Origin of the sequence: Haemophilus sp. C1 (assembly GCF_001276515.1) — a bacterium.
Classification (GTDB): Bacteria; Pseudomonadota; Gammaproteobacteria; order Enterobacterales; family Pasteurellaceae; genus Haemophilus.
This window is the reverse complement of record NZ_LDVZ01000004.1, coordinates 34,384-59,312: the sequence shown is the minus strand read 5'-3', so window position 1 is coordinate 59,312 and position 24,929 is coordinate 34,384. Positions and strand designations below refer to the sequence as shown.

Below are 24,929 nucleotides of genomic sequence, written 5' to 3'. Positions count from 1 at the left end.
ATGTCAATTCTGACTGCTGAAAATTTAGCTAAGAGCTATAAAAGCCGTAAAGTTGTTTCAGATGTAAGTTTAACTGTAAACTCTAATGAAATTGTCGGTTTGCTCGGACCAAACGGTGCTGGGAAAACAACAACCTTCTACATGGTTGTCGGGTTAGTTCACCAAGATCAAGGCAAAATTATTATTGACGGAGAAGACATTAGTTTGCTCCCAATGCATAATCGTGCGCAACGTGGAATCGGTTATTTACCACAAGAAGCCTCTATTTTTCGCCGTTTGACTGTATACGAAAATCTAATGGCTGTATTAGAAATACGCAAAGATTTAACTACTCAACAACGTCGAGAAAAAGCTGATGAATTGATTGAGGAATTTAATATTGGCCATATTCGGGATAGTTTAGGTCAGTCATTATCTGGCGGTGAACGTCGTCGAGTTGAAATCGCACGAGCATTAGCTGCAAATCCTAAGTTTATTCTATTAGATGAGCCATTTGCTGGTGTAGATCCAATTTCTGTGAGCGATATTAAGAAAATTATCACCGACTTACGTAACCGAGGACTAGGTGTTTTGATTACCGATCATAATGTACGTGAAACACTTGATGTATGTGAACGCGCTTATATTGTTGGCGAAGGTAAAATTATCGCAACAGGCACACCAGAACAAGTTATGAACGATGAACACGTTAAACGCGTTTATCTGGGCGAACAATTCAAATTATAAAAATGAAAATAACTGAACTATTAAGCCCTGAGAATATTCGTCAGGGCGTTAGTTTTTCTAGCAAAAAACGATTATTTGAATCTATCGCACATTTTGTAGAAGAAAAACTTCACTGTGATAAAGGTGAGCAAGCGTGCTTTGAATCTCTTTTTGAGCGTGAAAAGCTGGGTAACTCAGGGTTAGGCAATGGCATAGCAATGCCTAAAGCGAAAATGCCTCTTGAGGTATGTGACAAAGTAATTGCCATGTTTATGCAATTGGATAACCCAATTAATTATGATTCTCTTGATGGTAAACCTGTAGATTTAATTTTTGCTATACTTATTCCAGAGAATCAATGCGAAACATACATCCCTATATTGGCATCATTAATCGAAAAACTTACCGATAAAAATATGTTAAAACAATTACGTTCAGCCAAAAGTGCGGATGAAATTTGGCAAGTTTTTGAGATTTCAGATAGAGCTGAAAGTTCGCCGGAAGAAACGCAAGAATAATTTAAAGGGGGAATTATGGAAATTATCATTATTAGTGGACGTTCTGGCGCAGGAAAATCCGTAGCCTTACGAGCATTAGAAGATGCCGGATATTATTGTGTTGATAATATTCCTCTGGATTTACTGCCTCAATTGACTGATATTCTATCTCAATCCCAATCTTCGGTCGCAATCAGCCTTGATATTCGTAATATTCCTAATTCAGCCAATACTCTTGAACAAACCCTAAATACTTTACAAAAATATCATCAATTAAAGATTATTTTCCTTGAAGCAGATCGTGGTACATTGATTCGTCGTTATAGCGATTCACGCCGTCTGCACCCACTTTCCTTGAAAGATTTATCTCTTGAAGCAGCAATAGATGAAGAATATCGCTACCTTGAGCCATTAATTCAACACGCCAACTTTATTATTGATACTACCCATCTTTCTACTCATACTCTTGCGGAACGTCTACGCGAATTTTTACGAGGAAATAGTGATAAAGAACTAAAAATCGTTGTTGAATCTTTTGGCTTTAAATATGGAATTCCTTTAGATGCGGATTATGTTTTCGATGTACGTTTCTTACCTAACCCACATTGGGATCCAACATTACGCCCAATGACAGGATTAGATGCGCCAGTAGCAGAATTTCTAAATAGCCATACACAAGTGAATGAATTTATCTACCTCACTCGTAACTATATTGATACTTGGTTGCCAATGTTAGAAAAAAACAATCGTAGCTATTTAACCATTGCCATTGGATGTACTGGAGGCAAACACCGCTCCGTTTATATAGCACAGCAGTTAGGCGAATATTTTCAAGCTAAAGGGAAAATCGTCCAAATTCAGCATAAATCTTTAGAACGAAATAAAAAGGCATAAAAAAGTGCGGTCAAAAATAATTTTATTGACCACACTTTCTTATAAATTAACAGGTTTTACAATCTCGCTAGGATAACAACCTAAAATCTTTAGATAGTTACTACAATTCTCTAACTCTTCCAAAGCTTGCTGAATATCAGGATGATGGATATTCGCTTCTATTTCGAGATAAAACATTTCTTCCCAAGGTTTCCCATAAATTGGACGAGATTCTAATTTCGTCATATTAATTTGATGTTTTTTGAAAACTAAAAGTGCATCAACTAATGAGCCAATTTGCTGTGAAGTTGTCATTAGCAATAATGTTTTTGCCGGTATCTGTGGTGAAACCTCACGCTGTTCTTTAGCAACGACAATAAAACGCGTAATATTGTTCTCTTGATTAGCAATATTAGTTTTTAATACGCTAAGTCCATACAATTTACCACCATCTTCATTTCCTAATGCCGCAATATTCGGCTTATTTAAACTTGCAATAAGTTGCATTGCATGTGAGCTACTTTCACAATACTCAATATGTACTCGATCAAGACTATGTATAAATTGACTACATTGTTGAATTACTTGCGGATGACTATATAAAGTATCGATTTCACTTAATTTAGTCGTGCCATTTACCAAAACACAATGCTGGATTGGATAAGCTAGCTCGCCTACCAATGATAGGTCTGTATGCTGGAGCAAATCATAAACTTCATTAATAGCGCCTGATGTTGTATTTTCTAAAGGCAATACACCAAAATCAGCCTCTCCACTTTGCACTTTTTCAAATACTTGCTCAAAAGACTGACATCCTAGTTCTACAAATTGTTTTTGATAACGAGCAGCATAATTACGTGCAGCTAAATTTGAATAAGACCCTCTCTTACCTAAAAAAGCAATATGTAAATTTTGATTGCGTTGTTCATTAAGTTTATTCTGCAAATAGACTTGCTGGGTCAATACTGAATCTTCAATAATTTTTTGGAAAATTGAAGTGATATATTGTGGTTCAAGTTGATAATTCTCATTTTCTGAGAATTGAACTAATTCTTGTAAAAGTTGCTGTTCTCGCTCTACATCACGTAAAGCTTTTTGCGAAATCTCTTTACTTCTCACTACATCGAAAGCTAAACGATGACGCTCAGAAAGCAATTTTAATAAACTACGATCTATTTGCGTAATTTGTTGGCGAATTTCAGATAATTCTAGCTTCATAGCATCCCCTTATAAAAAATAAGAAAAACAAACCGCACTTTTAAGCCTTAGTCATTTAAAGTGCGATGAAAATAAAAAAGCTATACTTCTTAGCAGAAATATAGCTTCTTCAAAAATAAAATGATTAGATAAATACTTGAACAGGCGCAACATATCCTTGAGGTACTTGTTCTTTATCTTCGAAAGTTACAAACTCCCACGCTTCTTGATTTGCTAAAACAGCACGTAGTAACTTGTTATTTAAACCATGACCAGACTTATAAGCCTTGAAATCACCAATAATGTTATAACCAGCCATATAAAGATCGCCAATTGCGTCTAACATTTTATGACGAACAAGTTCATCTTTAAAGCGTAAGCCATCTTCATTTAAAATTCTATAATCATCAAGAACAATAGCATTATCAAGGCTACCACCTAATGCTAGCCCTTGAGATTGAAGATATTCTATATCTTTCATGAAACCAAATGTTCTTGCTCGACTAATTTGATGAACAAATGCTTGAGCAGAGAAATCCATGACATAATTGCGAACATTTTTGCCAATAGCGGGATGCTCAAAATCAATAGTGAAATCTAAACGGAAACCATTGTAAGGTTTAAATTCAGCCCATTTATCACCATCTTCAACTCGAACATATTCTTTAATACGAATAAATTTCTTAGGTGCATTTTGTTCTTCAATTCCAGCATCTAATAACAAATAGATAAATGGACTCGCACTACCATCCATAATAGGAATCTCAGGCGCATCAACCTCAATAATGATATTATCAATACCAAGGCCCGATAGTGCGGCATTTAAATGTTCAACGGTAGAAATTCGTACACCTTGCTCATTAATTAATGCAGTACAAAGCATTGTATCACGCACTGAATTTGGATCAGCAGGGAATGCCACAGCTGGATTTAAATCTGTACGATAGTAAACAACACCGGTATTTGGCATAGCTGGACGTAACGTTAAAGTCACTTTCTTACCGCTATGCAAGCCAACGCCTGTTACTTTAATACTTTGTTTTAATGTTCTTTGTTTAATCATTCTACTACCTTAATATTCCAGGTATTTCTCAAAACCAATTAAATTAATTTTCTTCACGTTGCGCAGGATTAAAGAAACTGTTTTTCTTAAATGCTTCTAAACGATCTGTAATAGGTTTATCCAGCGGGCGATGATATTCTTCCGCTGGCGTTTTTTGAGTTTCTACTGGCTCACGAGTATGTATATCAGGCACAATATTTACGCGACCTGTACCTTCTGGCTCAACTGGACGAGAAGGTCGCAATACTTGAACAGACTCAGTTGGGGCGATTTCTCCTAATCCTGTTGCCACAATAGTCACTCGAATTTCATTACTCATCTCAGGCACTAGACTCGTACCAACAACAACTGTCGCTTCTTCAGAAGCAAAACTACCTATTGTCTCACCTATAATGTTAAACTCTTCAAAAACTAAATCCATTCCAGCAGTAATATTAACTAAAATACCTTGAGCGTTAGAAAGATCTATTTTTTCTAGAAGATCGTTACGTACTGCAAGACAAGCAGCCTCTTCTGCTCTACCCTCACCAGGTTCTCCCATAGCTGAACCAAAACCAATCATGGCTTGTCCTTGAACGGACATCACTGTTCTTACATCAGCGAAGTCCACATTAATTAAACCAGGAGAGGTAATCATATCTGAAATTCCCATCACGGAATTACGCAACACGTCGTTTGCAGCAGCAAAAGCCTCAATTAATTTAGCATTTTTAGAGAGAACTTTTTGGATTTGTTGATTCGGAATAATAATCATTGAATCAACATATTGGGATAAATCTTTAATACCGAGCTCTGCAAATTGCATACGCTTCTTGCCTTCAAAAGCAAATGGTTTGGTCACAACAGCAACAGTTAAAATACCTAATTCTTGAGCTATTTTTGCGACAACAGGCGCTGCACCAGTACCAGTACCACCGCCCATACCAGCTGCAATAAAGACCATATCCGCACCTTCAAGCATTTTGCGAATTTCTTCCTGATCATCTTCAGCAGCCTTACGACCAATATTCGGATTTGCCCCAGCACCTAAACCTTTGGTAGTTTCTCCACCAATTTGTACAGTTTGTTGAACTTGGCTTTTACGTAATGCTTGAGCGTCTGTATTTACAGCATAAAAAATAATACGGCCATGCTCTTCTGAAGTTAATGAGCTTTCACCTAAATAAGTTCCACCCATTTCTTGCTTGACCATACTCATAACCATATGGTTTACAGCATTACCGCCACCGCCGCCAACACCTACGACTTTGATCAGTGCGCCGGACTCATTAAAATTATCGTACTCAGGGTACTCTGGGTATAACATCGATGTTCTCCGTTAAGGCCAGATAAGCTGGCTCAATATAAAACCTAAATTCTCTCTATTGTAGATGAAAAATCAAAATAATCAAAATTCTGACCGCACTTTATTCATAATTTTTTTAATTCCATTCAAAATTAGTTTTAGTATTCTATCATCAGATTCATCATTTCCAGAAATCAAATCATCATCACTGTTACTATGGTTATACTGCAACAAACCCACCACCGTTGAATATTGAGGGCGATTGACGTAATCTGTCAATCCGGTAATATTTAGCGGGCTACCAATACGTACTTGGCAATTAAATACGTCAGATGCACATTCTTTCAAATCTTCTATTTGCGCACCACCACCAGTAATGACAACGCCAGCAATAAGCTCAAACTTCACGTGTTTTGTTTCCAACTCAGCCTTTAATTTATCTAATTCGTCTTTCACAACACCTAGAAGTTCCGTGTAGCGAGCTGATGTAATTAAGGATAGATCACTCTTTGTTAATGAACGAGGAGCACGCCCACCAATACTTGCAACTTCAATTTTTTTATCGCCGTGCAAACGAGCTGGGTAAAATGCGCTTGCATAATTAACTTTAATTCGTTCAGCTTCCGCACGCGAAATAGTACAAGCGTGGGCAATATCGTTAGTCACAATATTTCCTGCATAAGGAATAACCTTACTGAAACGTAATGCGCCGTTTGTATAAACCATCACATTCATTGTGCCTGCACCGAAATCAATCAAGCAAACACCAAGATCTTTTTCATCTTCAGTTAATACTGAATGTGTTGCTGCAAAACCAGAAAAAACGACTTTATCCACTTGTAAACCACATCGCTCAACCGCTTTTTTCAGGTTATTTTGCCAATCTTGATGACAGGCGATTAAATGTACTTGTGCTTTTAAACGGACACCTTGCAAACCCAATGGATTTTTAATATTCAACTGGCGATCCACTGCATATTCTTGTGGAATCACATGCAATAAGGATAAACCTTCAGGCAACTTGATGGAGCTTGCTGTATGCAGTGCGGAATCAATTTCATCTTGTGTTACTTCGCCATCTGAAATTGGCACAAAACCACTTTCATTTAAACTTTGAATATGTTCACCAGTAATTGCCAAAGTGACACTCATAATCTGACAATCAGCCATAGATTCAGCCGCTTCAATGGCTCTTTGAATAGAATTTACGACAGCTTCAAGATCTGTGATACTGCCACGATCAATCCCTTTAGATGGGCAACTACCAACACCTAACACATTCACTACGCCATCAGGAAATACCTCACCTACTACGGCAACAACTTTTGACGTACCGACTTCTAATCCTACAATTGTTTTAGCTTCCACACCTTTAACCATTTTCGCACCTAATTTTTATTTATCAGCCATACCCACTGCAGCGCCTGCCGCATATCGTAAATCTACATAATCTATTTTTTTATTTTCTGGAACATCAACTTGCGGATAAATCGTGACAAATCGTTCAAGCTTAGACTTCCATTCTCCACGACCTAACTTTAACACAATGTCATTATCAAGTGTTACTTGCCATGCACCACGTTCATCAATATTCATGCCTTTTGCAATTAAATTTTTTGATTTAAAATCTGCATAAATCTGATTCCATGCTTCCAATACTTTTAAACTTTGATAATTAGGCCCCCCTAAATAAGGCAAAGTATTTTCTTTTAAGCGTTCAATTGGAAGTTGGAATACAACGCCATCCTGAGTAACAAATTGATTCTGATTCCAAAATGCCACTGGTTGATATTCAGTAATCCAAATACTTAAACGATTTGGCCATATTTTTCGCACAATTGAGCTTTTAACCCAAGGTAAAGCTTCTATTTGCGCTTGAATTGGCTCAACATCTTGCCCCCAAAAGCCTTTAAGAGTGCCCATTTTTAATAAGCTTTCCTTAATATCGGCATCCGTAGTAAAAATCTTTTGTCCAGCCAATGCAAAACCGCTAATAGGCTTATCATCCATTTTATCTAGCAGAGTTTGCCAATTAAAATAGATACCAAGAGCAAAAAGTATACCAAGCAAGGCCAAGAAAGCCCGAATATGAAAATAATATTTAGGCTTTTGTTCACCAAAACGAATATTCTGTGGAGTTTTCCTTTTCAGGATGTTCATTACACACTTAGCTCCAAGATTTTCACAACAAGCTGTTCAAAAGAAATACCCACGCTTGCAGCCGATTTTGGGAATAAACTGTGGCTCGTCATTCCTGGATTCGTATTCACTTCAACTAAACGAAAATCACCTTTCGCATCGCACATAACATCAATACGGCTCCAACCACGACAGCCCACTGCATCATAAGCGCGTTTGACCAATATAGCTAACTCTTGCTCACGCTCAGGCGCTAAACCTGCAGGGCAGAAATATTGAGTATTATCAGAAATATATTTCGCATTGTAATCGTAGAACTCACCTTCAGGAACAATACGAATAGCTGGAAGCACCTGGCTATCCAATACAGGCACGGTTAATTCATCACCAGCCAACCATTCTTCAATCAGAATCGTATTATCAAATTTAAGTGCATATTCCACCGCACTTTTTAGCTCATCCATGGCTTTAACTTTAGTTAATCCAACACTAGAGCCTTCCAAAGAAGGTTTCACCATTAACGGCAAACCCAATTTATCTACTACAACCTGAGGGTCTAAATCAGCAAAGGTTTCACGGGTAACAACCTCCATATCAGCTACAGGTAATCCAAATGCCTTCCACAACATTTTTGTACGCATTTTATCCATAGTTAATGCTGAAGCCATCACTCCACAACCAGTGTAAGGTAAACCAATTTGCTCTAATAAACCTTGCATTGTGCCATCTTCACCACCTCGACCATGCAAAATATTAAACACACGATGAAAACCATCCTTTTTAAGATTAGCAACATTATATTCTTTAGGATCAATAGGATGAGCATCATAACCTTGGTTTAATAAAGCCTCTAATACCGCTTTACCTGAATTGAGAGAAACTTCACGCTCAGCGGATGTTCCGCCCAATAACACTGCAATTTTTTCTTGTTTTAAATTCATTTTATCCTACTTATATATCTTATTCTGATGTCCTTAATTAATAGATAAGGTCATCTCAAATTTCTAAAATCTGTTTATAAAAGTCTTAATTTTTCCAAGATTGAGCTAAGCCACGAGAGATTTTACTTACGCTACCCGCACCTTGTGCCAAAATCAAATCGCCATCTTGAATAATTTGATCAAGAACGTCGCCTAATTGTGATGTGTCAGAAACCAAGATTGGATCGATTTTTCCTAAATTTCTAATGGAGCGACAAAGCGATTTACTATCAGCTCCAACAATCGGCGTTTCTCCCGCTGCGTACACATCAAGCATAATTAATGCGTCCACTTGCGAAAGCACTTGTACAAAATCATCAAATAAATCACGAGTACGAGAATAACGATGAGGTTGGAAAATCATCACAATACGTTTATCACCCCATCCTTCTCGTGCAGCTTTAATCGTTACGCCCACTTCTGTTGGGTGATGACCATAATCATCAACTAAACGAACCTTACCATTTGGACGAATAAACTCACCTAACTGATCAAAACGACGACCTGCACCTTGGAAATCAGCAAGGGCTTCTAAAATAGCTTCATTGCCAATACCTTCTTCTTTTGCTACAGCAAGTGCAGCCGTTGCATTTAACGCATTATGTTTTCCTGGCACATTTAACAGCACATTAATACGCTCATTATCTGGGCAAATCACTGTGTAATGACCTTGAAAACCTGTTTGTTCATAATCTTCAATGCGATAATCTGCATGTTCACTAAAACCATATGTAATCACTTGGCGACCAACTTTTGACACAAGTTCCATTAATACTGGATCATCTGCACACATCACAGCTAAACCATAGAATGGCAAATTATGCAGGAATTTCACATAGGTAGCTTTCATTTTTTCGAAATCACCTTCGTAAGTGTCCATATGGTCTGGTTCCATGTTAGTCACAACAGATACCATTGGCTGCAAATGTAAAAACGAGGCATCGCTTTCATCCGCTTCAGCAATTAAATAACGACTAGCACCTAAATGTGCATTTTTACCTGCAGATTTCACCAAACCACCATTAACGAACGTTGGATCGAGTTTTGCTTGAGTGTAAATCATGGAAATCATAGCGGTTGTCGTCGTCTTCCCGTGTGTTCCTGCAACAGCAATACCATGACGGAAACGCATGATTTCAGCCAACATTTGTGCTCGTTGAATCACTGGAATGCGTTTTTGTTTCGCTGCAACTAATTCAGGGTTATCATCTTTTATCGCACTGGATACAACAACAACACTGGCCCCTTCAATATGTTCTTCTGCATGGCCGATGTAGATTTTTGCTCCAGCTTGAGTTAAACGTTGAGTTACTAAGCCGTCAGCAATATCTGAGCCAGAGATTTGATAGCCTTCATTCAATAAAATCTCAGCAATACCACTCATTCCCGCACCACCAATTCCAATAAAATGAATTTGTTGCACTCGACGCATTTCAGGGATAATTTTTCTAATTTCTTCGTGGGAATGTTTCATTTATTTTTCCTTTTTGACACATTGGCAAAATATTGGTGCCTATTCTAAAAGTGCGGTTGAAAATCGCAATATTTTTCTTATTCTTTGGAATATCAATTAGTTTGAATTTTCTATAATAACCTCAGCAACTCGTTGTGCAGAGAGAGGAGTCGACATTGCTTTCGCTTTCTCAGCCATTTGTAATAAATTTTCACGAGTAAAGTTTTTTAAATAATTCACCAGAATTTCAGGCGTTAAATCTGCCTGTTCTATAATCTTTGCTGCCCCCACATCAGCCAAATATTTCGCATTCAAATATTGTTGACGATCTTTATGCTGGAAAGGTACAAAAATAGCTGCTGCACCAACTGCCGCAATTTCACATACAGTTAATGCGCCAGAACGGCAAATTATCACATCAGCCCAGGCATAAGCCTCAGCCATATCATCAATAAATTCTGTTATCTTAACTTGTTCTGAATTCTCGCCATAAAGTTTGGTAACTTCTTCTACCGCACCTTTACCTACTTGATGACGAATATCTAATTTATCTGCAAGCTGGGCGGCTACTTTAGGTAAAGTATGATTGAGCACTCGCGCGCCTTGACTACCACCGACTACTAAGACTCGTAATTTTTCCTTACGCTCCGCAAAACGAACTTCAGGATATGGCATCTTAAATAAATCTTCTCGAACTGGATTTCCTACAACTTCAGCATGAGGAAAAGCACTTGGAAACGCTTGTAATACACGAGTTGCAATTTTAGCTAACCATTTATTCGTTAAACCCGCTATCGCATTTTGCTCATGCAAAATTATCGGTACACCGCAAAGTTTTGCAGCAATACCTCCAGGGCCTGAAACATACCCCCCCATTCCAAGCACAGCGTCAGGTTTTTCTTCTTGAATAATTTTTTTTGCCTGCAACACAGCACGGAAAATCGCGAAAGGCGCGCTTAATAAAGCTTTAATACCTTTACCACGCAAACCCGAAATTTGGATAAATCTAATCGGGATTCCATGATTTGGTACAAGATGAGCCTCCATTCGATCTTTGGTCCCTAACCAGCAAATATCCCATCCTTGTTTTTGTAAAAATTGGGCCACAGCTATCGCTGGAAAAACATGACCGCCAGTTCCACCAGCCATCACTAATAATTTTTTATTTTTCATCTTCTTTATCTCTAATCATCGCGTAGTCGTGCTTGACCTGCGCGAAGTAAACGGTTTTCGTGATCAATACGTAATAAAATGCCAATAGTCGCTGACATAATAATAATACTCGAACCACCATAACTCACGAGTGGAAAAGTTAAACCTTTAGTCGGCAACATTCCAAGCGCCATACCTAAATTAACAAAGCCTTGGAAGAAAATCCAAAAGCCAATACCTAACGCTAAAAATCCTCTAAAACGCTGTTCTAACATTAAAGATTCCTTTCCGATCTTCAACGCTCTAAACACAAGTAAACCAAGCAAAATAACAACAATTAAAATGCCTATAAAACCAAACTCTTCACCAATAATCGCCATAATAAAGTCAGTATGCGCTTCAGGTAAATAATCTAGTTTTTGAATTGAATTACCTAACCCTTCACCCGTTATTTCTCCACGACCAAATGCCATAAGAGAGTTCGTTAATTGGAAGCCTGTACCATAAGGGTCTTTAAATGGATCTAAAAAACCGGTGAAACGCTTTAAACGATAAGAAGCAGAGATGATCAGCCAAGCGCCAAGAATTACACCTGTTGCACCAAGCAAAATAAATTGGAAAAAGTGCGCGCCAACGATAAATAGCATACCGAAAGTAATAACAAACAGTACAACTGTACTTCCCATATCAGGCTGAACTAAGAGGAACATCCCCATCACGCCCATCACAATAAAGGGTTTTATCGCACTAAATTTTCTACCTCGAACCTCATCATAACGACGAGTAAAATAGCTTGCCAAGAAACAAGTCAGTGCTAGCTTCGCAAATTCAGCTGGCTGAAAATTCAAAACTCCCAATGAAATCCAACGCTTAGCACCATTCACTGATGTACCGATAAATAATACGGCTATCAATAAAGCCACGGCAGCCCAGAAAATATTTACATTCCATTTTTCCAACTTTTCAGTTGGAATATACAACATGGCATAACAAGTCGCTAAAGAAAGAAATACATAAAAAGCATCGCGTTTTGCAAAGTAAAAAGGATCATTAAATAAACGAGAGCTATAAGGAATAGAAGCAGATGTTACTGCAATTAAACCAATTAAAAGCAAAATAACAAATAACCAAAATAGCGCACGATCATACAACAAACCTTGCGGTGTGATACGTGTCCATTCATCGTAATTTTTTTTGATGTTTTGTAAAAATTCCATCTTATTTTTATTAATGACTAAATTAGGCTGAATATTGAGCTAAACGAGTAAATTCTTCACCGCGCTTTTCAAAAGAGGCAAACTGATCGAGACTTGCACAAGCTGGCGACAATAATACCATATCTCCGCTTTGCAATGTTGGGCGCAAAAATTCTATCGCTTGTTCCATTGTATCGAACAAATGGCTTTTCGATGAAAGCTTAGCGAGTTGAGCACCATCTCGACCAAAACAATAACAAATAATGTATGGTTGATTAATTAATTCAGCTAATTCTGAAAAATCAGCTCCTTTTCCATCACCGCCTAACAACAAGTGCAATTTTCCTTCCACATAAAGGCCTGCTAATGCGGCAACTGTACTCCCTACATTTGTTGCTTTAGAGTCATTAATCCAACGAACGCCATTAACTTGATGCGCTAATTGAAAACGATGATCTAACCCTTTGAAATGACGAAGTGCGGTACGAATTGAATCTAAATTAATACCGACAGCTTGTGCCAATGCCGTTGCCGCCAAAATGTTCATATAATTATGGCGACCAACTAATGTTGCTTCTTCACAAGGCAAAATTACTTCATCTTTTGCCATTAAGTATTGCTTGCCATTTTCAGTTTTTAGCCAATAATCCGCACCATTTTCTGCAAAAGAAACGATTTGTTCTGCTTGATTTTCGCCTTCCCCAAAAGTCAGCCTATCTTCATTATTCAACACACCTACTTTAGTATTATGATAGATACGTAATTTTGCTTGGCGATAATCTTCTAAATCCACGTAGCGGTCCATATGATCTTCAGTCACGTTCAAGACCGTTGCAGCCGCAGCTTTTAAGCTGTAAGTTGTTTCAAGCTGAAAACTAGACAGCTCTAATACATAAAATTCACAATCTTCATTTAATAATGACAAAGCTGGAATCCCAATATTTCCACCCATACCAACTTTCACGCCAGCAGCTTTCGCCATTTCATAAACTAAAGTAGTAACAGTACTTTTTCCATTTGAACCGGTAATCCCCACAATAGGCTTTGTCGCAGCGCGGCAGAATAATTCAATATCACCGATTACTTCTACGCCAGCTTTAAGTGCGGTTTGAATTTCAGGTGTTTTTACCGCAAGCCCTGGGCTGATAACAATCATATCGCTTTCAAGTAACCATTCCTGATTTAAACTACCAGTATGAAGAGAGATATTTTGAGGAAGTTTATCTACACCAGTAGGATTTTTTCGGGTATCAATCACACGAATATTAGCCTGTTGGGATAAGAGATAATCCACGCAAGAAAGACCTGTTTTGCCAAGCCCGATGATAGTAATATTTTTGTTTTGATAGGCGTTCATTTTCTTTCTTCTTAATTGCTATAAATTTTAAAATTATATTATTGATAGAAATATAAATTTCCTTTACTAACGTAAAAAAGGTCGCCCTTTCAAAAACTAAAAGAGCGAACCTAGCTATATTTATTAACGCAACTTCAAGGTGACCAATCCCATCAACACCAACATTAAGGAAATAATCCAAAACCGAATAATCACTCTTGGCTCTGGCCATCCCTTCAATTCAAAATGGTGGTGAATTGGTGCCATTCTAAAAATGCGTTGTTTACGCAACTTATAAGAGCCCACTTGCAAAATAACAGAGAGCGCTTCAACAACAAATACTCCGCCCATTATCACAAGTAAAAATTCCTGACGAACTAGGATCGCCACGACACCAAGTGCTCCACCTAATGCAAGAGAACCTACATCGCCCATAAAGACTTGCGCGGGATAAGTATTGAACCACAAGAACCCTAACCCTGCACCAACGATGGCGGTACAAAACACAACCACTTCAGAACTATATTTAATGTATGGGATGTGCAAGTATTCCGCGAAATTTACGTTACCCGTTGCCCATGCAATTAACGCAAACGCGCCTGCGACAAGCGCGGTTGGCATAATCGCCAATCCATCCAAACCATCTGTTAAATTCACCGCATTACCAGTTCCAACAATCACAAAGTAAGACAACACAATATAGAACAAACCTAATTGAGGCATAATGTCTTTAAAGAATGGAATCACTAAACGAGTTGCATCAGTGTCGTGTCCAAGCCAATAAAGCCAAAGGATTGCCACTAATGCCACAACAGACATCCAGAAATATTTCCAACGCGCAATCAAACCATCCGTGTTTTTACGAGTAATTTTGCGGAAATCATCCACAAAACCAATAGCACCATATCCAAATAATACAAATAAGCAAACCCAAATATAGGGATTAGAGAGATTTGCCCATAATAACGTACTTACTCCAATAGAGAATAAAATCATCACACCGCCCATAGTAGGGGTGCCTTTTTTTGCAAAATGACTTTCAGGACCATCATTTCGCACTTCTTGGCCAAATTTTAAGATCTGTAAACGTTTGATCACTTTAGGGCCAATCCAAAGTGAGATAAAAAGTGCGGTTAATAATGCAAGAATTGCACGGACAGTAATATAAGAAATCGCATTAAAAGCGGTTTCATAACGAACAAGATATTCAGCAAGCCAGACTAACATTTAATTTTATCCTTTAATGAATAGATCACATCTTCCATTTTCATTGAGCGCGAGCCTTTTCCTAGCACCACGACTTTATTATTTTGTTGTAATTGGGTTTCAATCAATGGCACAAGAAAATCAACCATTTTCACCTTATCAGTAAAATGCGTACCCGAAACAGCCTCAGAAATAACCGCACTTTCGTTGCCATAAGAACAAACTAAATCTAAATTTACCGAGTTGGCATATTGTCCTACTTCACGATGAATAGTGAGAGAGTTTTCGCCTAACTCTTTCATATCGCCGACACACAAAATACGGAAAGTGTCATAACTTTTTAAAACATCAATGGCAGCACACAGAGAATCTTTATTTGCGTTATAAGTATCATCTAATAACAATAAATTAGGCGTTACTTGAATTGGGAATAAACGTCCTTTCAGTTGTGAACGTTGTTCTAATCCAGCTTTTACATCCGTAAGAGTGGCGCCAACATTCATGGCAAGTGCGGTGGCAGCCAAGGCATTTTTTACATTATGTTCACCAAGGTAAGGTAAGTTAATCTCAATTTCACCTTGTGGGGAAATAAGTGTAAAAGTGGAACCTTGATCAGTATGATGAATATCTTTTGCAGAATAATCTTTACCGTTGAAATATTGAATTTCATGTTCACCGATTTCTTTTTGCCAACAATCTAAATGGTTATATTCTGCGTTAATAATCGCTACACCATTCAATGTTAAACCACGATAAATCTCACCTTTAGCTTGTGCAATGCCCTCTAAAGAACCAAAGCCCTCTAAATGCGCGGGCGCAATATTATTAATCAATGCGGCATCAGGTTGAGCTAATTTTGTGGTGTAATCAATTTCACCTTGATGATTGGCACCAAGTTCGATCACTGCGAAACAATGTTTTTCTGTTAAACGAAGAAGGGTTAAAGGCACACCAATATCGTTATTAAAATTCCCATTGGTAAAAAGTACCGCTTCTGAATCAGCCGCAGTATGTTGCAAAATACTCGCCGTCATTTCTTTCACCGTAGTTTTACCAGAAGACCCTGTCATCGCGACAGTACGCGGATTAATTTTCTCGCGTAACCATTTTGCAAGTTCGCCTAAAGCAATTCGAGTATCCTTAACCACCAGCTGAGGAATAGAAATGGAAGAATTTTCTTGGTGAACAACAACGGCTACCGCACCTTGTGCTACCGCTTGCTCAAGATATTGGTGAGCATCAAACTTTTCACCTTTCAACGCAAAAAATAAACTATTTGATACGCTTTTTCGGGTATCTGTATTAATTTCTTCAACTTGCACATTTTTATCGCCAATTAATTTAGCTTGAAGAATCTGTGCTAATTGTTCAGTAGAGAGTTTAATCATAATTTAATTGTTATTATTTTAAAAAATCATGTGCAATTTCTTGGTCAGAAAAATGTACGATTTCAGTGCCAATAATCTGATAATTTTCATGGCCTTTGCCAGCAATTAAAATCACATCATTTTCAACCGCACTTTCAATCGCAAACTGAATCGCCTGTTCTCTATCAGGAATAATTCCTACTTTATCCATATTTTTAAAGCCAGCGATAATATCTGCTTCAATTTGGCTTTGTGATTCTGTTCTAGGATTATCTTTTGTCACAATAACCTTTTCAGCAAACTGTTCTGCAACTTGTGCCATTAATGGGCGTTTGCCTCTATCGCGGTCTCCACCACAGCCAAAAATACACCATAACTCACCTTGGCAATGTTCACTCGCTGCCATCAAGGCTTTTTCTAGTGCGTCAGGTGTATGCGCATAATCTACAATAACTGTTGGTTTATTTGGGTATTGAATCATTTCCATTCTTCCACATACTCCTTTCAAAGATTTCGCCGTAGCGAGTAAATTTTCCAATGGGTAACCAAATGATAATAACGTGGTCATCACTAATAACAAGTTGCTTACATTGAAAGCACCGATTAATGGACTATGCAATACGCCATTACCCCAGCTAGATTCAAAAGTAATATCAGCGCCTTTAGCATGATAATGAATATTTGTTGCCTTCATCCATTGATGTGAGTTTGATAAGAAATCAGGGCTCGTACTTACCGCAATAGCATCTGGCAATTCACTCAACCATTGACTTCCAATCCCATCATCAGCATTAATCACTTTAATTTGCGTATCTAATTCGGTGAATAAGCGTTTTTTAGCCGAAGCATAATTTTCCATAGTCTGGTGATAATCTAGATGATCACGCGTTAAATTCGTAAAAATCCCTGCTTTAAAATGCAGCGCCTCCACGCGATGTTGTGCCAAACCATGCGATGAAACTTCAATAGAGGCAAAATCTGCGCCAGCTTGCTTAAAACTGAAAAGTGATGATTGAATTTCTACTGCTGATCCCGTTGTATTTTTAGCTTCTACAACTTGACCTAAAAGCCCATTGCCAATAGTTCCCATCACTGCCGAACGATGACCTAATAATTCCGCCCATTGTGCTAATAATTGAGAAATAGTCGTTTTGCCATTTGTCCCCGTGACACCAACAAGCGTTAATTTTTTAGAAGGCGAATCATAGAAAATATCCGCCAAAGACGAAAGATGACGTGCAAGTTGATAATATTTAACGACAGGCACATTCCCAATAAAAGCCACAGTTAAATGCTCGCTAGATAATTCTGTCTCAGACACCACCGCACTTGCACCAGAATGAATAGCCGAATCAATAAATTGATTTCCATCGACTTGATGCCCTTTTATCGCCACAAAAAGATCTCCAGCTTTAACTTTACGGCTATCTAACACCATATTATGGAGTTCTATATCATTCTTTAATTCAGGCAAATTAAAAAGTGCGGTGAGTTTTTTCATAATTTTTCCTTAATTCACTTTTTGATTCTTGTGATCACCAACATACACGATATGTTTTGCGCTTTTCGTTGCTGTTTTTTCAGCAGGTTCAGCATCTTGTGGAATAGCATTTGCACGCAAAGCATAACCCATAATGCTAGAGAATACTGGCGCAGAGACTGCACCACCATAATATTCACCGGCTTTTGGATCATTAATCAAAATCACTAATGCATAACGAGGGTCACTAATCGGTGCAATACCCGCAGTAAATGCCACATATTTATTTACATAATGTCCATTTTCAATCTTACGTGCCGTACCCGTTTTCACGCCAACACGGTAGCCTTCCACCATTGCGCGTTTATTTTTAATTGCTACTTTCTCTAAAATCCCTACGATATCTTTGGTTATTTTTTCAGAGAAAACACGTTTTCCAATCACTGGCGGATCGACTTTTGTGATAGAAAGCGGGCGATAAACACCAAAACTACCAAGGGTTGCATATGCTCGAGCAATTTGTAAAGGTGTCGCAGTAATACCATAACCATAAGCAACTGTTGCACGTTCAATATCTGCCCAGCGTTTACGGTTTGCGTTCAAAATCCCAACTTGTTCACCGATCAAACCTAAATCTGTCGGTTTACTTAAACCTGCATTTTGATAAGTTTCCATCAATGCACTAGGTGGCATACGCAATGCAAGGCGACTCACACCACGGTTACTAGAATTAATTAAAATCTCATCTAAAGTTTGTTGTGCGCGAGGTGCAACGTCTACAATTTCTTTACCACTCACTGTGAATGATCCCGTGTTGATGATTTCATCACGACGCACTACTCCACGTTGAAGTGCGGTTAAAACTACGAAAGGTTTTACAGTGGAACCTGGCTCAAACGTATCAGTGATTGCTCGGTTACGCATTAATTCTGATTTCACACCGACACGGTTGTTTGGATTATAAGATGGCGCAGTAGCCATAGCCAACACTTCACCAGTTCGAACATCGACTAATACTGCAGTACCAGACTCTGCATTATTGTCAGACACCGCCTTTTTAATCTCACGATATACCATGGATTGTAATTTTTCATCAATACTCAAGGTGACATCTTGCGCATCATATTTTTTCTCATCCGCAATATGTTCAACGATATTTCCACGTTTATCTTTACGAACAGTACGTGAACCATCTTTACCCACAAGCATGGAATTAAAGCTTTTCTCAATGCCCTCAATACCGTTTCCATCAATATCGGTATAACCCACCACATGCGCAGCTTCTTCTACGCGAGGATAAAAACGACGATGCTCTGTTTCTAAATTAATACCTTTAATCTTAAGTTTACGAATATAATCTGCTTTGTTAGATTCTACTTGACGGGCTAAATACAAATAACCTGATTTAGAATTCTTCTCGATTTTTTTCACCAAATCATTTTCGCTCATACCCAATTCTTGAGCCAAAGCAGTAACCCGTTCTTTATCCGCAAGTGCATTTTCTTTTAGCATAGTTTTCGGATCTGCAACTACAGCATTCATCGGTACACTCACAGATAAAAGCTGACCATTACGATCTAAAATTGAACCACGCACAGATAACACTTCATCTTTACGCAAAGAACGTTTATCCGCCTCTCCAGATAAGGTACTCGAATCAACAGACTGCACATAAGCCGCACGAGCGACTAAAGCACATAAACCAGCCAAAATAAAAAAAGCAGAAACTCCATAACGAACACGCATAAAACATTTTTCAAACACAATTTTCTGTTTGTTATGTTTTACGGTTTCAGGTGCGGTCAATTTTCTAATTGTTTTTTTTGCTTTACCTGATTTACGAGAGGAATTGAACTTAACCATCTTTTCTACCTATTATTCTCTAATTTCAACTTCTTGTTCTGGGGATAATATTTTCATTTTTAATGTACCAACAGCAATAGACTCTACTCTAGTACTATCTCCCTCTGTTGCTTCTTGCACTTGCAAATTTCGATATTCACTTTCAAGTGCTTGGCGCTGTAAAACCAATTGACCATTTTCAGAAATTAATCGACGAGTCTGATGAGTTACCCAAATCACGCTCATTGATGAAATCAAAATCGCAACCAATAACAAGACAATTAATTTATTTGAAGAAAATAGATCTTCGACCAAAATCTGCTGTAACGGATAACGAGGTTTATTATTTTCAGACATCACTAAATTCTCTCCGCCACACGCAATACCGCACTTCTTGAACGAGGATTTGCTTGAATTTCTACATCACTTGGTTGAATTGCTTTACCTATAATTTTTAATTTTTGATTACGTTGAATTTGATCTTCTCGCAATGGAAAACCTTTAGGGATATCCTCACCTTTACTTTGTTTTTTCATAAAATGTTTCACCATTCTATCTTCCAAAGAATGGAAACTAATAATTGATAAACGCCCTTCTGGCGCTAACATATCTAAAGCAGAATTGAGTACACTTTCCAATTCATCTAATTCTGCATTAATGAAAATACGGATAGCTTGGAAACTGCGAGTCGCAGGATGTTTATGTTTATCTTTAAAAGGTACCGCTTGTGAAATAAGCTCAGCTAATTGACTAGTACGCGATAAAAATTCAGTGCCATTTTTAGCCGCACTTTTGTTGTAATCAACAATAGCAGTCGCAATACGTTTAGCGAAACGTTCTTCGCCAAAAGTTTTCAAAACCCAAGTTAAATCCTCAATCGATACTTGTTTTAACCATTCTTCAGCCGACAAACCTTGAGTCGTGTCCATACGCATATCAAGCGGGCCATCTTTCATAAAACTAAAACCACGCTCTGCTTCATCAAGCTGTGGGGATGACACGCCAAGATCAAGCAAAATACCGTCAATTTTGCCAACCAAATTTAATTTTTCACAAATTTCAGGAATATGTGAAAAGCTGTTGTGTTCAATCTGAAAACGTGAGTCTTGAATTTTCTGAGCTTCAGCAATGGCTCTAGGATCACGGTCAACGCCAATAAGACGACCATTTGAGGATAATTTAGAAAGGATTAAGCGAGAATGTCCACCACGGCCAAAAGTACCGTCAATATAAATTCCATTTTCCTTCAATGCCAAGCCATTCACGGCTTCGTGAAGTAAAACTGTGATATGTTCAGATGAAGAAAAGGAATTTTCGGTATCCATAAATACAATATAAAAGTAAAAAACGGTGAATCATTTTCTATAATGAGAAATCTTTCAAAGCCTCAGACGCAAAGTCTGTACTTGAACCAATTTCCATATCTTCTTCAATTTGAGCATGCCATTCTACAGCACTCCAAATTTCAAATTTATTAAGTTGTCCTACCAACATTAAACCTTTTTCTAATTTTGCATGTTGACGTAATGGTCCACTAAGCAAAATACGGCCCTGAGCATCCATCTCACATTCAGTGGCATGGCCAAGCATTACTCGTTGCAAACGGCGTTGGGTAGGATCAAAGTTAGAAAGTGCGAGAAGTTTTTGTTCGATTTTTTCCCATTCATCAAGGGGATAAAGTAAAAGGCAGGGTTGGCGAATATCTACAGTACAAACCATTTGTCCTTGATTCTTTTCAAGAATTTCAGAACGATAGCGGGTTGGGATCGCTACGCGTCCCTTAGAATCTAAATTAACCGCTGTTGCACCACGAAACATATTACGCCTTAAAATTGAACTTATTTTGAGAAATTTTTCTACAAATCTCCACAAAACACCACTTTTCTCCACACATGCGTAAGTTTATAATTTGTTTGATTAAGTTGCAAGCGATTAACCCTGAAACAACCCTATTTTTTATCAAAATAAAAGCCGTTTGAGAAAATATCCCAAACGGCTTTTTTAAACCAAATTATCTTGATTAATTATTCACATAAGCTTCTTCATCACGCTCACCTAATGGCTTGAGCATAGCGAAGAATAACACAATACAAACAATTGTTGTTGCAAAACCAAGATAAACTGAAAGTTGATAATCTAAACCGAAACCGATTTTGTTGTAGAACAAGTAAGTTGCACATACTGTTGTAATAAACCAAGCCGGAATAGACGCAACCCAGTGGAATTTATGGTAGCGATATAAGTATGCTGCTGCAGTCCATAACATTACCATTGCAGTCATTTGGTTTGCCCAAGTGAAATAACGCCATAACACGCTAAAGTCAATGGTTGAAACGAAATAGCCTAATACGAATAGTGGTACAGCAATTAATAAACGTTTAGGTAATGAACGTTGGTCGATATGGAAAATTTCCGCTAATTGTAAACGAGCAGCACGGAATGCGGTATCTCCAGAAGTAATAGGTAAAATCACCACACCTAACACAGCAAAGATACCACCGATAAAGCCTAAGAAGTGTAATGAACTGTCATATACAACTTTAGATGGTGAACCCGCCGCAATCGCATCTTGTAATGCTTGTGGGTTTTCATAGAATGCAAGACCAACCATACACCAGATTAACGCAATTACACCTTCAGCAATCATTGCACCGTAAAAGATAAAACGACCTTCTTTTTCATTTTCAGCACAACGCGCCATTAAAGGAGTTTGAGTTGCATGGAAACCAGATAATGCACCACAAGAAATAGTCAAGAACAATAATGGCCAAATTGGAACATCACCTTTCACTTGGAAGTTTTGCGTGAATTTCTCTAAAGTTAAACCTTGACCATCTACATTGATAGTACGGAAGAACTCAATAGGATCAACAGCACTAAAGTGTGCAGAAACTAAGCCATACACCATACCCATAGACATAAATAGCAACAACGCGCCAAAGAGCGGATAGATTCGACCGATAATTTTGTCGATCGGTAATAAAGTCGCAAGAATATAGTAAGCAAAGATAATAATAGTCCAAACTGCAACAACAGTTGCTTTATCCATTCCCCATACTTTGATACCACCGGCTTCAACTGCATGATGAACAGCTTCAGCATCACCTAATTGTAACGCGCCTTGAGATGCGCCCAATAAGTCCATGGTAATCGTACCCATTAATTGAGCTGGGCTTGATACAAATACAACACCTACTAATAATAAAAGTACAAGTGCTAATGTGTTAATAAATACTTTTACAGGACGACCTAAGAATTTACCGGCTAAATGAGGCATAGTTGCACCGCCATGACGGATACTTAACATACCACAGAAATAGTCATGCACTGCACCGGCAAAAATACAACCGATTACAATCCAAAGCATTGCCACTGGTCCGTATAACGCACCAAGAATTGGACCAAAAATAGGACCAGTTCCAGCAATGTTTAATAATTGAATTAACCAAATTTTGGTTTTTGACATTGGCATATAATCCACGCCATCATTTACCTGGTAAGCAGGGGTCTGACGTTGTGGATTAATCACAAAGATTTTTTCGATAATTTTTCCATAAACAAAGTAACCAAGAATCAAGATGGCTACACAAAAGAAAAACCATAACATAGAAAGGCTCCTCAAAAGATAAAAGAAAGTATTTAGTAGATGCCCTAAACAAGCCGCGGTATTCTATTTCAAATTGTTCTAAATCAAAAATTGAATTTAAAGATTTTTATAGATTTGTGACTTATATCACATTTGTAAAATCTAAAAATTCAATTAATATACTAATAAATAAGTAATTTTATAATTATAGAGAAAAAGATGGCCTTAACTCGATGCCCTGGATGCAGAAAAAAGATTAGTGAAAATGCAGAAAACTGCCCTAATTGTGGTTTTTCGTTCAAACAAGCAGATTTAGAAATTTATAAACAACAATTAGAAAGACGTCGATTGCATAATGCTGAAATCAATCGTAAAAGCACAAAACTCCACATAATTTGGTTTTGCATCTTTGCTATTTTTATCGTGCTGGCTAGTTGGATTACAAATAAATAGAAAAAATATCTCGTATGTATATAAAGTTACTTCAAATATCAACTATTTATTCGTTCATATCCACTATAGATATTCCCTTTACCTTCTCTTGCAAAGCCAATCAAAGTCAAATGATGGGCTTCAGCCATTTTCACAGCAAGATCAGTTGCCCCAGAAATGGTCACTAACATTTCCACCCCGCAAGAAATAGTTTTTTGAACCATTTCATAACTTGCACGACTCGAAGCGACAATAATTCCATTAGGCTTGCCTGATTTTGCATGCCAGCCAAGTAATTTATCAAGTGCGACGTGACGACCCACATCTTCAAAAATAGCAAGCATATTACCTTCTAAATCAAAAAAGCCACAAGCATGTGTCGAACCTGTTTGCTGACCTAATCGTTGATTTTTATGAAGCTCTGACAAGCAGCCATCGAGCAAATTCAAATCAAACTTAAAAGTGCGGTCTAATTTTGGAAAGTTTTTATACACTTGATTAAGCTGCTCCGTGCCACAAATGCCACACCCAGTACGTCCTGTAAGATTACGACGATGCTCTTTTAATGCCATAAATTTTCGACTAGACAGTTCGATTTGCACTTCAATACCATTGCAAACTTCCACAACATCGATTCCGTAAATATCCGAAGGTTTTTCAATAATGCCTTCCGTAAGAGAAAACCCCAGAGCAAATACCTCTAAATCTTTCGGTGAACACATCATAACCGCATGAGAAATACCGTTATAAACTAATGAAACTGGCATTTCGACCGCTAGAAAATCTTCTTTTGATTGTAAAAGTGCGGTTGAATTTTCTATACTTTTATTTCTTTTAAAAAAGTTAATCGTTTGTCTAATCAGCCAATCCATTCTTTACCTACCCATTACTAAAATGTAAAAAAAATGTTAATATTTTGGTAAATTTATGATCTAGATCATAATATTTCTGCATTATAATGCCATTTGATTATAGATTTATCGTTAAAAAATCGTTATTCTAGGCGCCCATAAATTGGTCTACTTTGAACCAATTTTCGATGTTGAATAACGTTATTCTAACGGAATCAACCAAATTATCTAGTTACACTAGACGAATTTATTACTATCTAAATATCTCAACAACTTGTTGTTGAAAGGA

General features: G+C 37.7%; 23 protein-coding genes. 4 read left to right on the top strand and 19 right to left on the bottom strand.

Annotation, left to right across the window (positions count from 1 at the left end; translation table 11 throughout):
* Genes lptB through rapZ form a run of 3 tightly spaced genes read left to right on the top strand, consistent with a single transcriptional unit; the run spans position 1 to position 2,096 of the window.
* Positions 1 to 726 carry an LPS export ABC transporter ATP-binding protein gene (gene lptB, locus ABW51_RS02630; RefSeq protein ID WP_053465447.1) on the top strand — a complete coding sequence of 242 codons (726 nt, stop codon included), beginning with the start codon at positions 1 to 3 and terminating at the stop codon, positions 724 to 726.
* Between the two features lie 2 nt (positions 727 to 728).
* Complete coding sequence (ptsN, locus tag ABW51_RS02625; protein WP_053465446.1) at positions 729 to 1,223, top strand: PTS IIA-like nitrogen regulatory protein PtsN; 495 nt, start codon at positions 729 to 731, stop codon at positions 1,221 to 1,223.
* A 15-nt stretch (positions 1,224 to 1,238) separates the two neighbouring features.
* On the top strand, positions 1,239 to 2,096 hold the full coding sequence (gene rapZ / locus ABW51_RS02620) for an RNase adapter RapZ (protein ID WP_005637682.1): 858 nt from the start codon (positions 1,239 to 1,241) through the stop codon (positions 2,094 to 2,096).
* Positions 2,097 to 2,135: 39 nt separating this feature from the next.
* Here rapZ and ABW51_RS02615 read toward each other — a convergent pair whose 3' ends face one another.
* The 18 genes from ABW51_RS02615 to ABW51_RS02530 all read right to left on the bottom strand — a co-directional run bounded on the left by ABW51_RS02615 (position 2,136) and on the right by ABW51_RS02530 (position 23,378).
* Positions 2,136 to 3,293 carry a chorismate mutase gene (locus ABW51_RS02615; RefSeq protein ID WP_053465445.1) on the bottom strand — a complete coding sequence of 386 codons (1,158 nt, stop codon included), beginning with the start codon at positions 3,291 to 3,293 and terminating at the stop codon, positions 2,136 to 2,138.
* Positions 3,294 to 3,417: 124 nt separating this feature from the next.
* Positions 3,418 to 4,335 (bottom strand): UDP-3-O-acyl-N-acetylglucosamine deacetylase, encoded by a 918-nt coding sequence (gene lpxC / locus ABW51_RS02610; RefSeq protein WP_053465444.1) that lies wholly within the window; start codon positions 4,333 to 4,335, stop codon positions 3,418 to 3,420.
* A gap of 43 nt (positions 4,336 to 4,378) precedes the next feature.
* Positions 4,379 to 5,641 (bottom strand): cell division protein FtsZ, encoded by a 1,263-nt coding sequence (gene ftsZ, locus ABW51_RS02605; RefSeq protein WP_053465443.1) that lies wholly within the window; start codon positions 5,639 to 5,641, stop codon positions 4,379 to 4,381.
* An 81-nt stretch (positions 5,642 to 5,722) separates the two neighbouring features.
* Positions 5,723 to 7,000 (bottom strand): cell division protein FtsA, encoded by a 1,278-nt coding sequence (gene ftsA / locus ABW51_RS02600; protein ID WP_053465442.1) that lies wholly within the window; start codon positions 6,998 to 7,000, stop codon positions 5,723 to 5,725.
* Between the two features lie 15 nt (positions 7,001 to 7,015).
* A complete protein-coding gene (locus ABW51_RS02595) occupies positions 7,016 to 7,780 on the bottom strand; it encodes a cell division protein FtsQ/DivIB (protein ID WP_053465441.1) in 765 nt (254 codons plus the stop codon).
* Entirely contained in the window at positions 7,780 to 8,700 is a 921-nt protein-coding gene (locus ABW51_RS02590) for a D-alanine--D-alanine ligase (protein WP_053465440.1), read from the bottom strand. The genes ABW51_RS02595 and ABW51_RS02590 overlap by 1 nt, the downstream gene beginning before the upstream one ends.
* Positions 8,701 to 8,785: 85 nt before the next feature.
* The gene (gene murC, locus ABW51_RS02585) at positions 8,786 to 10,213 is read right to left on the bottom strand and encodes a UDP-N-acetylmuramate--L-alanine ligase (RefSeq protein ID WP_053465439.1); all 1,428 of its coding nucleotides are present in this window, start codon (positions 10,211 to 10,213) and stop codon (positions 8,786 to 8,788) included.
* 96 nt (positions 10,214 to 10,309) lie between these two features.
* On the bottom strand, positions 10,310 to 11,365 hold the full coding sequence (gene murG, locus ABW51_RS02580; RefSeq protein ID WP_053465438.1) for an undecaprenyldiphospho-muramoylpentapeptide beta-N-acetylglucosaminyltransferase: 1,056 nt from the start codon (positions 11,363 to 11,365) through the stop codon (positions 10,310 to 10,312).
* 11 nt (positions 11,366 to 11,376) lie between these two features.
* A complete protein-coding gene (gene ftsW, locus ABW51_RS02575; RefSeq protein WP_053465437.1) occupies positions 11,377 to 12,561 on the bottom strand; it encodes a putative lipid II flippase FtsW in 1,185 nt (394 codons plus the stop codon).
* Positions 12,562 to 12,583: 22 nt separating this feature from the next.
* Positions 12,584 to 13,897 carry a UDP-N-acetylmuramoyl-L-alanine--D-glutamate ligase gene (gene murD, locus ABW51_RS02570; protein WP_053465436.1) on the bottom strand — a complete coding sequence of 438 codons (1,314 nt, stop codon included), beginning with the start codon at positions 13,895 to 13,897 and terminating at the stop codon, positions 12,584 to 12,586.
* Between the two features lie 123 nt (positions 13,898 to 14,020).
* Complete coding sequence (mraY, locus tag ABW51_RS02565) at positions 14,021 to 15,103, bottom strand: phospho-N-acetylmuramoyl-pentapeptide-transferase (protein WP_005646401.1); 1,083 nt, start codon at positions 15,101 to 15,103, stop codon at positions 14,021 to 14,023.
* The gene (murF, locus tag ABW51_RS02560) at positions 15,097 to 16,470 is read right to left on the bottom strand and encodes a UDP-N-acetylmuramoyl-tripeptide--D-alanyl-D-alanine ligase (protein WP_053465435.1); all 1,374 of its coding nucleotides are present in this window, start codon (positions 16,468 to 16,470) and stop codon (positions 15,097 to 15,099) included. The genes mraY and murF overlap by 7 nt, the downstream gene beginning before the upstream one ends.
* A gap of 13 nt (positions 16,471 to 16,483) precedes the next feature.
* Positions 16,484 to 17,950, bottom strand: a complete 1,467-nt coding sequence (murE, locus tag ABW51_RS02555; protein WP_053465434.1) for a UDP-N-acetylmuramoyl-L-alanyl-D-glutamate--2,6-diaminopimelate ligase — start codon at positions 17,948 to 17,950, stop codon at positions 16,484 to 16,486.
* Positions 17,951 to 17,959: 9 nt separating this feature from the next.
* Positions 17,960 to 19,792: a penicillin-binding transpeptidase domain-containing protein gene (locus ABW51_RS02550; protein WP_053465433.1), complete on the bottom strand. Its 1,833-nt coding sequence runs from the start codon at positions 19,790 to 19,792 to the stop codon at positions 17,960 to 17,962.
* Positions 19,793 to 19,804: 12 nt separating this feature from the next.
* Positions 19,805 to 20,128: a cell division protein FtsL gene (ftsL, locus tag ABW51_RS02545; protein WP_053465432.1), complete on the bottom strand. Its 324-nt coding sequence runs from the start codon at positions 20,126 to 20,128 to the stop codon at positions 19,805 to 19,807.
* A gap of 2 nt (positions 20,129 to 20,130) precedes the next feature.
* Positions 20,131 to 21,096, bottom strand: coding sequence for a 16S rRNA (cytosine(1402)-N(4))-methyltransferase RsmH (gene rsmH, locus ABW51_RS02540; RefSeq protein ID WP_053465431.1), 966 nt, complete (start codon positions 21,094 to 21,096; stop codon positions 20,131 to 20,133).
* A gap of 37 nt (positions 21,097 to 21,133) precedes the next feature.
* Entirely contained in the window at positions 21,134 to 21,589 is a 456-nt protein-coding gene (gene mraZ / locus ABW51_RS02535; RefSeq protein WP_053465430.1) for a division/cell wall cluster transcriptional repressor MraZ, read from the bottom strand.
* Positions 21,590 to 21,791: 202 nt separating this feature from the next.
* Positions 21,792 to 23,378 carry a carbon starvation CstA family protein gene (locus tag ABW51_RS02530; protein WP_053465429.1) on the bottom strand — a complete coding sequence of 529 codons (1,587 nt, stop codon included), beginning with the start codon at positions 23,376 to 23,378 and terminating at the stop codon, positions 21,792 to 21,794.
* A 198-nt stretch (positions 23,379 to 23,576) separates the two neighbouring features.
* Here ABW51_RS02530 and ABW51_RS02525 point away from each other — a divergent pair, with 198 nt between their 5' ends.
* Complete coding sequence (locus tag ABW51_RS02525; protein WP_053465428.1) at positions 23,577 to 23,810, top strand: zinc ribbon domain-containing protein; 234 nt, start codon at positions 23,577 to 23,579, stop codon at positions 23,808 to 23,810.
* Positions 23,811 to 23,848: 38 nt separating this feature from the next.
* Here ABW51_RS02525 and fdhD read toward each other — a convergent pair whose 3' ends face one another.
* The gene (gene fdhD / locus ABW51_RS02520; protein WP_053465427.1) at positions 23,849 to 24,661 is read right to left on the bottom strand and encodes a formate dehydrogenase accessory sulfurtransferase FdhD; all 813 of its coding nucleotides are present in this window, start codon (positions 24,659 to 24,661) and stop codon (positions 23,849 to 23,851) included.
* Positions 24,662 to 24,929: the final 268 nt, after the last annotated feature.